The sequence below is a fragment of the Ralstonia sp. R-29 genome (genome assembly GCF_049913345.1).
GTDB lineage: Bacteria > Pseudomonadota > Gammaproteobacteria > Burkholderiales > Burkholderiaceae > Ralstonia.
In genome coordinates this window covers 1074682-1086484 of record NZ_CP184377.1, presented here as the reverse complement: position 1 = coordinate 1086484, position 11803 = coordinate 1074682, and the positions used below count along the sequence as shown (strand labels likewise).

At 61.4% G+C, this 11803-nt stretch carries 11 protein-coding genes; all 11 read right to left on the bottom strand.

The features are described 5' to 3' along the window. Positions 1–72 precede the first annotated feature (72 nt). Positions 73–534 (bottom strand): DUF1178 family protein, encoded by a 462-nt coding sequence (locus ACN9M1_RS05120; RefSeq protein WP_426397944.1) that lies wholly within the window; start codon positions 532–534, stop codon positions 73–75. Between the two features lie 136 nt (positions 535–670). After that, on the bottom strand, positions 671–1300 hold the full coding sequence (locus ACN9M1_RS05115; RefSeq protein ID WP_426397942.1) for an NUDIX domain-containing protein: 630 nt from the start codon (positions 1298–1300) through the stop codon (positions 671–673). Between the two features lie 44 nt (positions 1301–1344). Further along, positions 1345–1659 carry a DUF2818 family protein gene (locus ACN9M1_RS05110; protein ID WP_426398803.1) on the bottom strand — a complete coding sequence of 105 codons (315 nt, stop codon included), beginning with the start codon at positions 1657–1659 and terminating at the stop codon, positions 1345–1347. Positions 1660–1683: 24 nt separating this feature from the next. Next, positions 1684–3159, bottom strand: coding sequence for an NADH-quinone oxidoreductase subunit NuoN (nuoN, locus tag ACN9M1_RS05105; protein WP_426397940.1), 1476 nt, complete (start codon positions 3157–3159; stop codon positions 1684–1686). A 16-nt stretch (positions 3160–3175) separates the two neighbouring features. After that, positions 3176–4642, bottom strand: a complete 1467-nt coding sequence (locus ACN9M1_RS05100; RefSeq protein ID WP_426397938.1) for an NADH-quinone oxidoreductase subunit M — start codon at positions 4640–4642, stop codon at positions 3176–3178. Positions 4643–4654: 12 nt separating this feature from the next. Further along, positions 4655–6715 (bottom strand): NADH-quinone oxidoreductase subunit L, encoded by a 2061-nt coding sequence (gene nuoL, locus ACN9M1_RS05095; RefSeq protein WP_426397936.1) that lies wholly within the window; start codon positions 6713–6715, stop codon positions 4655–4657. Positions 6716–6743: 28 nt separating this feature from the next. Beyond that, a complete protein-coding gene (gene nuoK, locus ACN9M1_RS05090) occupies positions 6744–7055 on the bottom strand; it encodes an NADH-quinone oxidoreductase subunit NuoK (RefSeq protein WP_021194982.1) in 312 nt (103 codons plus the stop codon). Between the two features lie 17 nt (positions 7056–7072). Continuing rightward, positions 7073–7705 (bottom strand): NADH-quinone oxidoreductase subunit J, encoded by a 633-nt coding sequence (locus tag ACN9M1_RS05085; RefSeq protein WP_426397933.1) that lies wholly within the window; start codon positions 7703–7705, stop codon positions 7073–7075. A 149-nt stretch (positions 7706–7854) separates the two neighbouring features. Beyond that, a complete protein-coding gene (gene nuoI / locus ACN9M1_RS05080) occupies positions 7855–8346 on the bottom strand; it encodes an NADH-quinone oxidoreductase subunit NuoI (protein ID WP_003261939.1) in 492 nt (163 codons plus the stop codon). A 20-nt stretch (positions 8347–8366) separates the two neighbouring features. Further along, positions 8367–9431, bottom strand: coding sequence for an NADH-quinone oxidoreductase subunit NuoH (gene nuoH, locus ACN9M1_RS05075; RefSeq protein WP_426397930.1), 1065 nt, complete (start codon positions 9429–9431; stop codon positions 8367–8369). 8 nt (positions 9432–9439) lie between these two features. Next, the gene (gene nuoG, locus ACN9M1_RS05070) at positions 9440–11791 is read right to left on the bottom strand and encodes an NADH-quinone oxidoreductase subunit NuoG (RefSeq protein ID WP_426397928.1); all 2352 of its coding nucleotides are present in this window, start codon (positions 11789–11791) and stop codon (positions 9440–9442) included. Between the last annotated feature and the right edge of the window lie 12 nt (positions 11792–11803).

Below are 11803 nucleotides of genomic sequence, written 5' to 3'. Positions count from 1 at the left end.
GGTTGGCTCCCCGCTGCGGCAAATCAGCAGAGAACGTTCTTGTCGGACCGGCGCGGACCTGAATCAGGGCGACTAGTGCACGGGCTGCTTGAGCGCGTCGGGCACCAGCAGCGGCATCACGTCAATGCCCTCCTCTGCCAGCTCCTGCGCTTCTTCCCGAGAGGTTGTCCCGCGAATGCCCCGCTCCGGCGCCTCGTCGTAATGCATGCGACGCGCCTCTTCTGCGAACCGTTCACCAACGTCCTCGGTGTTGGCCAGGATGTGGCGCACGGCTTTCAGATAGAGCTGTTGCAGGGCCACGGGCGCACCCCCCTCGCCTTCGACCGCTTGGGCGGCGCTGCTCTTGGGGGCAGCATCCGCACGCGACGACGACAGGTTCAGGCGCGGCGCACTCGGCAAGCGCTCAACCTCGCTGTGCCCGCAAACCGGGCACGTCAACAGCCCGCGTTCCTGCTGCGACTGCAAGTCGGCATCGGAGCCGAACCAGCCTTCGAAGCGGTGGTCATTGGCACAACGGAGGTTCAGCACTTTCATGATCGGTCCAGCGCATGGGGACGAGTGTATCCCCGATTCGAATATTTGTGAACGGTCGTGCTAATTTTTTCGCACGACCGTTCACCATCGTACGTCAAACAAGAAATTGGCGGTCGGCGGCGAGGATTCAAGCGGCTCAGACACCACCCGGTGTCCACGCGCCCGACAGGATTTTCTCCAGCCAGAACGTACCGATGATGGTCTTCACGTCAGAGATCTTCCCCTCACGCACCCAGTCGATCAACTGGCCGGCGGGCGCGATGAACGTCTCGAGGAATTCGCCCTCATCGAGCTTCGCTTCGCCCTGCGTTAGATCGCGCGCAAGATAGATGTCGATGAACTCGGTGGAGTACGAGATGCCCGGGTGGATGCGCGTGAGGTAATCCCAACGCTCGGCGGTGTAGCCCGTTTCCTCGATCAGTTCGCGCTTGCCGCAGGCCAGTGCCCCTTCTTGCGGGTCCAGCTTGCCGGCGGGGAACTCGATCATCACCTGGCCAATGGGATAGCGGAACTGACGTTCCATCAGCACGGTGCCATCGTCAAATAGCGGGATCATCATGACCGCGCCGGGATGGATCAGATATTCCCGGCTGGTATTGCGGCCGTCCGGCAGGCGGACGATGTCTTGCTTGAGCGTGAGGAACTTGCCCTGATGCATCAACGCGGAAGCCACTTGGGTCTCGCGCAGGCCGGCGTCCTGATCGTCTTGATTGGACGTGGCACCAGTCGATGTCGGGGATGCGTTAGGCGGTGTGGGGTCGGACATGGCGCTCTCTCATGCCGAGACAGCGGGAACCTGCCCGGCGGGAATTAACGGGAATCGCGGGGATGGCGAACCAGGTATTGCCACGTAAAGCCGGGAAACGCGAACACCAACATCAGGCAGGCGGTAATCGCATAGAACTGCCAGCCTTGCGGGAAAGCATTGCCCTGGCTCGATTCGATGCCGAAACCGATCAGCCCCACCACGATGTACATGGCGATCAGTTCGGTGCCGCGCAACCAGAACGGCTTGCGCGGCCAGCGTACCGCCACGAGGGCCAGCACGCGTTGATTGACGAACGGCAGGTTGGCACAGATCAGTGCCAACACGATGACAAACAGGCCGCCCACTGATGTGCCCATCATGCGCTCATCGTGCCGCGCCGATTACGACGCCAGCGTCAGGCGGATCGCTTGATAGCACATGGCCATCAGACCGGCCGGGAAGATACCCAGCAGCAGTACCAGCACGCCATTGAGCGACAGCAGCGAGCGCAGGCCGAAGGTCGCTTCCACCGGGCCTTCGTCGGCCGGCGTGTCGAAGTACATGACCTTGACGACGCGCAGGTAATAGAACGCGCCCACCAGCGAGAACATCACCGCCACGATCGCCAGCCACGACATCCCGGCGTCCACCACCGCACCCAGCACCGACAGCTTGGCGTAAAAGCCAACCGTCGGTGGCAAGCCCGCCAGCGACATCATCATGAACAGCGTCAGCAGCGCAAACCATGGGCTCTTCTTCGACAAGCCCTTCAGGTCGGCAATCTCTTCCGCCTCGTAGCCCTTGCGCGACAGCAGCAGGATGACGCCGAAGGCGCCCAGCGTGGTCAGCACATAGGTCACGGCGTAGAACATCGAGGCGCTGTAGGCCTGCGCCGTCAGGTCCGGCTTGCCAGAGCTCACGCCCGACAGCAGACCCAGCAGCAGAAAGCCCATGTGCGAAACCGTCGAATACCCCAGCAGACGCTTGAAGTTGGTTTGCACCACACCGGTGATGTTGCCGACAGCCAGCGACACAACCGCCAGCACGATCAGCATGTTCTGCCAGTCGAACGCCAGCGGCAGCATGCCTTCGACCAGGATACGCAGCGTCATCGCAAACGCGGCCAGCTTGGGCGCGCCTGCAATCAGCAGCGTCACTGCCGTCGGCGAACCTTGATAGACGTCGGGCACCCACATGTGGAACGGCGCAACACCCAGCTTGAACGCGAGACCCGCCACCAGGAACACGACGCCGAACACCAGGATCGTCTTGTTGATGTTGCCGGTGTTGATCTGGCGGAACACCTCACCCAGTTCGAGCGAGCCCGTTGCGCCGTACATCATCGACATACCGTACAACAGCAGACCCGAGGCCAGCGCGCCGAGAATGAAGTACTTCATCGCCGATTCCGACGACACGTTCGAGCGGCGGCGCAGTGCCACCAGCGTGTACGACGCCAGTGACAGCAGTTCCAGACCCAGGTACAGCGTCAGGAAGTTGTTGCCGGTGATCATCACCACCTGCCCGCCCAGCGTGAACAGCGCGAACATGTAGAACTCGCCGTTGTACATGTCGCGGTCGGCCAGATACTTGCGCGTGTACACCAGCGTGACGAACAGCGCCAACGCGGCCGTCGCACACAGCACGTTGGCCATCGGGTCGATCACGGCCAGATTGCTGAACACGTAGTGCGTTTCACCGGTGGCTGCGTTGAGCGCGAACCACACGGTCAGCACCAGCGTGATCACCAGTGACACCGGATAGGCGACGCTAGTGCGGTTGCGACCGCGCGCCAGGTCGATCCAGTTGACCGCACCAATACCCAGTGCGAGGAAGATGATCGGGGCGATAGCCGCCATGGATGAGGACGATTGCATGGTTTCTTCTCCCCGCTTACAGCTTGCTCTGTGCCACGTGGGTGAGGAGATTCACCACGGACGCGTGCATGACATCAGTGAAGGGCTTCGGATACAGGCCCATGTACAGCGTGGCGATGGCCAGCACGCCCAGCATGAAGAACTCGCGGCAATTCAGATCCTTCAGCTCAGCCACGTGCTTGTGCGTCACATCGCCGAAGATCACGCGCTTGACCATCCACAGCGAATACGCTGCGCCGAAGATCAGCGCGGTGGCGGCCAACAGGCCAATCCAGAAGTTGTACTTGACCGAACCCAGGATCACCATGAATTCGCCGACGAAGCCCGAGGTGGCCGGCAGACCGCAGTTGGCCATCGCAAAGAACACAGACAGCGCGGCGAACTTCGGCATCGTGTTGACTACACCGCCGTAATCGGCGATCTGGCGCGAGTGCACACGGTCATACAGCACGCCGATGCACAGGAACATCGCGCCCGAGATGAAGCCGTGCGAGATCATCTGAACGATACCGCCCTCGACACCAATCTCGTTGAAGATGAAGAAGCCCAGCGTGACGAAGCCCATGTGCGCGATCGACGAATACGCGACCAGCTTCTTCATGTCAGCCTGCACCAGCGCCACCAGACCGATATAGATCACGGCAACCAGCGAGATCGCGATGATGAACGTCGACAGGCTGTGGCTGGCATCCGGCGCGATCGGCAGCGAGAACCGCAGGAAACCGTAGGCGCCCAGCTTCAGCATGATCGCGGCCAGGACCACGGAACCGCCGGTCGGCGCTTCCACGTGGGCATCCGGCAGCCAGGTGTGCACCGGCCACATCGGCACCTTCACGGCAAACGCCATGAAGAAGGCAATGAACAGCAGGATCTGCTCGTTCATCGACAGCTTAAGCTGGTGCCACTGCAGGATCTCGAACGTGCCGCTGTGGAAGTACAGATACAGCAGCGCAACCAGCGTCAGCAGGGAGCCCAGCAGCGTGTACAGGAAGAACTTGATGGCCGCATACACACGGTTCGGGCCGCCCCACACACCGATGATGATGTACATCGGGATCAGCGTGGCTTCGAAGAACACATAGAACAGCAAGCCGTCGAGCGATGCGAACACACCGATCATCAGACCCGACAGGATCAGGAACGCGGCCATGTACTGCGCCACACGCTCGGTGATCACTTCCCAGGCCGAGATCACCACGATCACCGTGATGAAGGCGGTCAGCACCACAAACCACATCGAGATGCCGTCGACACCCAGGTAGTAGCTGATGTGGAAGCGCTCGATCCAGCTCGATTTCTCGACAAACTGCATCGCGGCCGTCGACTTGTCGAAACGCGTGATCAGCGGCAGCGTGATCACGAAGCTGATCAGCGAACCGATCAGCGACATCCAGCGGACATAACCGGGATTGCGGTCTGAGCCCGAGGCCAACACCAGCACGCCGAAGAAGATCGGCAGCCAGATCGCAAAAGACAGAACCATTTTTGTTATCCCTTATTTGCCCGCCAGGAACACGAAGTACGTCAGCAGAGCAACCGTGCCGACAATCATCGCGAACGCATAGTCATAGATGTAACCGGACTGGAGCAGACGCACGACGCTCGCAAACCAACCCACCAGACGGGCGCTGCCATTGACGATCACGCCGTCGATCACACCCTGATCGCCGCCCTTCCACAGGCCACGGCCAAACTTGACCGCACCGTTGGCGAAGACAATCTCGTTGATCTTGTCCATGTAGTACTTGTTGTCCAGCAGCTTGTAGACGCCCGAGAAACGCTTGGCAATTGCTGCCGGAATATCCGGACGCTTCAGGTAGAAGAACCACGACAGCACCACACCGGCCGTCAGCAGGATGAACGGTGCCGATGTGAAGCCATGCAGCGCCATCTGGACCCAGCCGTGGAAGTCTTCGCTCAGCACCTTCATCGCTTCGTGGTTCTCGCTGTTGAAGATGACTTCCGAGAACACCACGCCGTGCTTGAAGAACTCGCCGAACAGCATCGGCTGGATCGCCATCGCACCGATGATGACCGACGGGATCGCCAGCAGCACCAGCGGCAACGTCACCACCAACGGCGACTCGTGCGGCTTTTGACCCGGAGCCAGGCCATGGTGATGGTCGGCGGTTTCTTCCTCGTCCACGTGATTGCCTTCGTGATGCGAGTGCTCCTTGCCGAAGCGCTCTTCGCCGTGGAACACCAGGAAGTACATGCGGAACGAGTAGAACGCCGTCACGAACACACCGGCCAGCACCGCCCAGTAGGCAAACTCTGCGCCCGGCAGGTGCGACTCGCGCACCGCTTCAATGATCGAATCCTTCGAATAGAAGCCCGAGAAGAACGGCGTGCCGATCAGCGCCAGCGAACCCACCAGCGACGTCAGCCACGTGATCGGCATGTACTTGCGCAGGCCGCCCATGTTGCGCATGTCCTGGTCGTGGTGCATGCCGATGATGACCGAGCCGGCGCCGAGGAACAGCAGCGCCTTGAAGAACGCGTGCGTCATCAGGTGGAACACGGCCACTTGGTAAGCCGATGCGCCCAGCGCCACGGTCATGTAGCCCAGCTGCGACAGCGTCGAATAGGCCACCACGCGCTTGATGTCGGTCTGGATGATGCCCAGGAAGCCCATGAACAGCGCGGTGATGGCGCCGATGATCAGCACGAACGACAGCGCAGTGTCCGACAGTTCGAACAACGGCGACATGCGCGCAACCATGAAGATACCGGCCGTCACCATCGTGGCCGCGTGGATCAGTGCAGAAATCGGGGTCGGGCCTTCCATCGAGTCCGGCAGCCACACGTGCAGCGGGAACTGCGCCGACTTACCCATCGCGCCGATGAACAGGCAGATGCAAGCCACGGTCAGCATGTGCCAGTCGGTACCCGGGAAACCGATCGTCGCCAGGTTGTCGCGCGCGGCAAACACATCCGCATAGCTCAGGCTACCGCTGTAGGCCAGCAGCAAGCCAATACCGAGCACGAAGCCGAAGTCGCCCACACGGTTGACCAGGAACGCCTTCATGTTGGCGTAGATAGCCGTCGGGCGCTTGAACCAGAAGCCGATCAGCAGGTACGACACCAGGCCCACCGCTTCCCAGCCGAAGAACAGCTGCAGGAAGTTGTTGCTCATCACGAGCATCAACATCGAGAACGTGAACAGCGAGATGTACGCGAAGAAACGGTTGTAGCCGTCGTCCTCCGCCATGTACCCGATGGTGTAGATGTGCACCATCAGCGAGACGAAGGTCACCACGCACATCATCATCGCGGTGAGCGAATCGATGAGGAAGCCGACTTCCATCTTCAGCGAGCCGACCGTCATCCATTCATACACGGTGCCGTTGTAACCGGCGCCGTTCAGGACGTCGGACAGCGTCAGGGCCGACAGCACGAAGGCGATCGCCACACCAAGAATGGTGACGCTGTGCGACGCCGCGCGGCCGATCTTTTCACCAAAGAACTTCGTGCCGAACAGCCCGGCGATCGCCGCGCCGGCCAGCGGCGCCAGCGGAATCGCCAGCAGCAGGTTGGGATTGAGCGTAGTAGCCATTGGAGCTTCTTATAAGTGGATACGCCGATCAGCCCTTCAGGCTGTCCAGGTCGTCAACGTTGATGGTGTCCAGATTACGGAACAGCACCACCAAGATGGCGAGACCAATCGCGGATTCCGCCGCGGCCACCGTCAGGATGAAAAACACGAACACTTGCCCCGCCAGGTCGCCCAGATAATGGGAGAACGCGACGAAGTTCATGTTGACCGCAAGCAGCATCAGCTCGATCGCCATCAGCAGCACGATCACGTTCTTGCGGTTCAGGAAGATGCCGACGATGCTGATGGCAAACAGCACCGCGCCGAGCACGAGGTAATGGGCAAGGGATAGCGATGACATATGGATTCTCCCGGGGCTCAGCTCTTGGATTCAGCCGAAGCTGCGCCTGCCGCCTTTTCCGCCGGCATCGAAACCAGGCGCACGCGGTCCTTGCGTTGTACGCGGATCTGCTCGGCCGGCTTCTGGCTCTTGTTGTCCTTGCGGCGGCGCAGGGTCAGCGCCACGGCAGCGACGATCGCCAGCAGCAGCACCACGCCCGCCACTTCAAAGGCGTAGATGTAATCGGTATAGATAAGCTTGCCGAGCGCCTGGGTGTTCGGGCCGGTAAAACCCTTGGGCAACTCCTGCACAGGCTGAGTGCGACCCATGAACGTCTTGGTCAGCACGACGGCCATTTCCAGGATGATCACCACGCCGACAAACGCCGCCATTGGCACATACGTCCAGAAATCGCGGCGCAGATGCTCGATGTCGATATCGATCATCATCACCACGAACAGGAACAGCACCATCACCGCCCCCACGTAGACCAGCACCAGCGTAATGGCGAGGAACTCTGCCTTGAGCAGCATCCAGATCGCCGCCGCAGTGAAGAACGAGAGCACGAGGAACAGCGCCGCGTGCACCGGATTCTTCGCGGTGATGACCTTCAGCGCTGCGAGCACGAGCACGAGCGCGAAACTGTAGAAGATGATCGTCGTGATTTCCATGATCCTGGCGCGGGCCATTTGGCGGCACGCGCTTGTCCAAAGTCGAGGCAGCACGAGGCTGCCGCAACTGGTTGGCTCACGAGGAGCCGTTATCCAACCGGGATGTCAACTGCACCGCCCCCCGCCAACTGCTCGGCGGACGGATTGAATCAGCGGTACTTTGCGTCGGCCGCCTTGTTTGCCGCGATTTCCGGCTCGAAGCGGTCGCCCACGGCCAGCAGCATGTCCTTGGTGAAATACAGGTCACCTCGCTTCTCACCGTGGTATTCCAGGATGTGCGTCTCGACGATGGCGTCCACCGGGCAAGCCTCTTCGCAGAAGCCGCAGAAAATGCACTTGGTCAGATCGATGTCGTAGCGCGTGGTGCGGCGGGTGCCGTCGTCACGCTGATCGGACTCGATCGTGATGGCCAGGGCCGGGCACACGGCTTCGCACAGCTTGCACGCGATGCAGCGCTCTTCCCCGTTCGGATAGCGACGCAACGCGTGCAGACCGCGGAAACGCGGCGACAGCGGCGTCTTCTCTTCCGGGAAGAGCACGGTGATCTTGCGCGCAAACAGGTAGCGCCCGGTCAACGCCAGCCCCTTGAAGAGTTCCTTCAGGAGGAGGCTGTTAAAGAATTCCTTGATGGCAAGCAACATGGTGGCTTCCTATTGTCCCGTTACTTCCAAATGTTCCACGGTGACACGATCCAGATGGCAACAACAACAAGCCAACCCACAGTGAGCGGAATGAAGATCTTCCAGCCCAAGCGCATGATCTGGTCATAGCGATAGCGCGGGAACGATGCGCGCAGCCAGATGAAGACCGACAGCAGCAGGAAGACCTTGATCAGCAGCCAGAAGAAACCCGGGATCCAGTTGAACACCGGCGCATCGATCGGCGAGGCCCAGCCGCCCAGGAACATCGTAGCCGTCATCGCCGAGATGACGATCATGTTGATGTACTCGGCCAGGAAGAACAGCGCGAACGCCATGCCCGAGTATTCGATCATGTGACCGGCCACGATTTCCGACTCGCCTTCCACCACGTCGAACGGATGGCGGTTGGTTTCCGCCACGCCCGAAATGAAGTACACGCCGAACATCGGCAGCAGCGGCAGCCAGTTCCACGACAGGATGTTCACACCGTGGTCAGCAAAGAAGCCGCGGTTCTGCGAGTTGACGATGTCCGACAGGTTCAGGCTGCCCGTCACCATCAGCACCGTCACGAGCGCAAAGCCCATGGCGATTTCGTACGAAATCATCTGTGCCGAGGCGCGCATCGCACCCAGGAACGCGTACTTGGAATTCGAGGCCCAGCCAGCCAGGATCACGCCATACACACCCACCGAGCTGATCGCCATCACATACAGCAAGCCGGCGTTGATGTTCGACACCACCGCTTCGGCCTGGAACGGCACCACCGCCCAGATCGCCACAGCCGGCATCAGCACCATCAGCGGCGCGATGATGTACATGCCGCGGCTGACCGCGCTCGGCACCATGACTTCCTTGAGCAGCAGCTTGAGCACGTCGGCAATCGGCTGCAGCAGGCCCAACGGGCCCACGCGGTTCGGGCCCAGACGCACGTGCATCCACCCGATGAGCTTGCGCTCCCACAGGATCAGATAAGCCACGCACAACAGCAGCGGCACGATGATGCAAACCGCACGCACCAGCGTCCAGATCAGCGGCCACCAGCCACCAAACGTGGACGCGCCGAAAGAAGTAATCGACTCGATCATGTTGACCCTTACACCGTCGCCGCCAGCGCGGACGATTCAACCTTCTCAACGCTTACCGCTCCGAACATCGCACCCAACTGAGCCGATGCTTCGGTTGCGGCCGGCACGCGGATCACGCCAGCTGCCAGCGATTTATCCAGCACCGCCGGCAGTACCACGCTGCCCTGCCCTTGCGTCACGCGAACGGCATCGCCGCTAGCCAGACCCAGTTGCGCGAACACGTCCGCCGACAGGCTTGCGCGAACCGCTGCGCGCGCAGCGGCAGTCAGTTGCAGCGAACCTGCACGGCGCACGATCGGATCAGCGTGGTAGATGGGCACATCAGCCAGGCGCTCGACACCAGCCGCGGCAGCAGTCGAAGCCGCAGTTTGCGCAGTCGTCACATTCGACAAACGCTCGGCAACCGGCTTGGCCAGCACCTCGTCACGCACGACTTCGGACGTGTCGTAATCGAAACCCGACACGTTCAGCAGGTTACCCAGCACGCGCAGCACCTTCCACGCCGGGCGCGAATCGCCCAGGCTGCGCACGACACCGCTGAAGCTCTGCGGCAGGCCTTCGCAGTTGACGAAAGTGCCCGAGGTTTCGGTGAACGGCGCGGTCGGCAACAGCACGTCTGCGTATTCGAGCGCAGCGCGCGACGCAAACGGGGCCAGCACGACCACGGTGTCAGCTTGGTCCAGGGCAGCACGCGCTTGCGCCGGGTTGGCCGTATCAAACTCGGGCTCGGCGCCCAGCAACACGTAAGCGCGACGCGGCTGCGCCAGCATGGCAGCAGCGTCCAAACCGTTGCCTTGCGGCAGTGCGCCGGCAATGTAGCCCCCGACGGTGTTCGCGGCTTCGGTCAGGAAGCCCAGCGTCGCGCCGGTCTGCTGCGCAACCCACTGGGCCAGCGCGTGCAGTTGCGAGAATTGCGGGTGTGCCACGGCAGCGTTGCCAAGGAACACAGCCTTGCGCTCGCCCGAAGCCAAGCTAGCGGCGATGCGCTTGGCAACGTCGCCCGCTTCGATACCGTCAGTACCAGCCGGACGCGCGGCGTTGTTCGCCGCTGCAACTGCCACGGCCACTTCGGCCAGCAGCGACAGCCATTGCGACGGCGCACCCAGCAGTTGCGTGGCCGGCATCAGCAGATCTTCGCCGCCGGCGCCGATCACATTCAGCTGCGAACCCTTCTTACTGGCTTGGCGCAGACGCGCTGCCAGCAGCGGGTGATCCTTGCGCAGGAAGGCGCCCACTACCAGCGTGCGCTGCAGCAGCGACACATCGGCGATCGGCATACCCAGCCACGGAGCACCCGTCGGCTTGACCGAGAAGTCAGACTGGCGCAGACGGAAATCGACGTTGTCGCTGCCGATGCCGCGCACCAGCTTTTGCAGCAGGAACAGCTCTTCCAGCGTGCTGTGCGGGCTGGCCAGTGCACCAATCTGCTCGGCGCCATGGTCACGCTTGATGTTGTTCAGGCCGTTGGCCACGTATTCGAGCGCCGTGGTCCAGTCCACCGCCTTCCACTGACCGCCTTGCTTGAGCATCGGCTGGGTCAGACGGTCGTCGCTGTTCAGACCTTCATAGGCGAAGCGGTCCTTGTCGGACAGCCAGCATTCGTTGATGGCCTCGTTGTCCAGCGGCAGCACGCGCATCACGCGCTGATTCTTGGTCTGGACGATCACATTGGCGCCCAGGCCGTCGTGCGGCGACACCGACTTGCGGCGCGCCAGTTCCCACGTGCGAGCCGAGTAACGGAACGGCTTGCTGGTCAGCGCACCGACCGGGCACAGGTCGATCATGTTGCCCGACAGCTCGGAGTCAACGGTCTGGCCAACGAACGTCGTGATCTCGGAATGCTCACCGCGGTTGAGCATGCCCAGTTCCATCACGCCGGCGACTTCCTGGCCGAAGCGGACGCAACGCGTGCAGTGAATGCAGCGCGTCATTTCTTCCATGGAGATCAGCGGGCCCACGTTCTTGTGGAACACCACACGCTTTTCTTCCTTGTAGCGCGATTCGGACTTGCCATAGCCGACGGCCAAATCCTGCAGCTGACACTCGCCACCCTGATCGCAGATCGGGCAATCCAGTGGGTGATTGATCAGCAGGAATTCCATGACGGACTTCTGTGCCTTCACCGCCTTCTCAGAATTGGTGAAGACCTTCATGCCCGCAGTAACAGGCGTGGCACAGGCCGGCAACGCCTTGGGCGCCTTCTCGACCTCGACCAGGCACATCCGGCAGTTAGCCGCGACCGACAGTTTGCGGTGATAGCAGAAGTGAGGAATGTAGGTGCCCGTCTGGCGAGCCGCCTCCATCACTAGGCTGCCTTCGGCAACCTCGACCTTCTTGCCATCGATTTCGATTTCAACCATGTTCTGCCACGC

Bases quoted from the DNA above. Each gene is read 5' to 3' on its own strand.
- ACN9M1_RS05120 (WP_426397944.1), bottom strand. From the start codon at position 534: ATGAAAGTGCTGAACCTCCGTTGTGCCAATGACCACCGCTTCGAAGGC.
- ACN9M1_RS05115 (WP_426397942.1), bottom strand. From the start codon at position 1,300: ATGTCCGACCCCACACCGCCTAACGCATCCCCGACATCGACTGGTGCC.
- ACN9M1_RS05110 (WP_426398803.1), bottom strand. From the start codon at position 1,659: ATGGGCACATCAGTGGGCGGCCTGTTTGTCATCGTGTTGGCACTGATC.
- nuoN (WP_426397940.1), bottom strand. From the start codon at position 3,159: ATGCAATCGTCCTCATCCATGGCGGCTATCGCCCCGATCATCTTCCTC.
- ACN9M1_RS05100 (WP_426397938.1), bottom strand. From the start codon at position 4,642: ATGGTTCTGTCTTTTGCGATCTGGCTGCCGATCTTCTTCGGCGTGCTG.
- nuoL (WP_426397936.1), bottom strand. From the start codon at position 6,715: ATGGCTACTACGCTCAATCCCAACCTGCTGCTGGCGATTCCGCTGGCG.
- nuoK (WP_021194982.1), bottom strand. From the start codon at position 7,055: ATGTCATCGCTATCCCTTGCCCATTACCTCGTGCTCGGCGCGGTGCTG.
- ACN9M1_RS05085 (WP_426397933.1), bottom strand. From the start codon at position 7,705: ATGGAAATCACGACGATCATCTTCTACAGTTTCGCGCTCGTGCTCGTG.
- nuoI (WP_003261939.1), bottom strand. From the start codon at position 8,346: ATGTTGCTTGCCATCAAGGAATTCTTTAACAGCCTCCTCCTGAAGGAA.
- nuoH (WP_426397930.1), bottom strand. From the start codon at position 9,431: ATGATCGAGTCGATTACTTCTTTCGGCGCGTCCACGTTTGGTGGCTGG.
- nuoG (WP_426397928.1), bottom strand. From the start codon at position 11,791: ATGGTTGAAATCGAAATCGATGGCAAGAAGGTCGAGGTTGCCGAAGGC.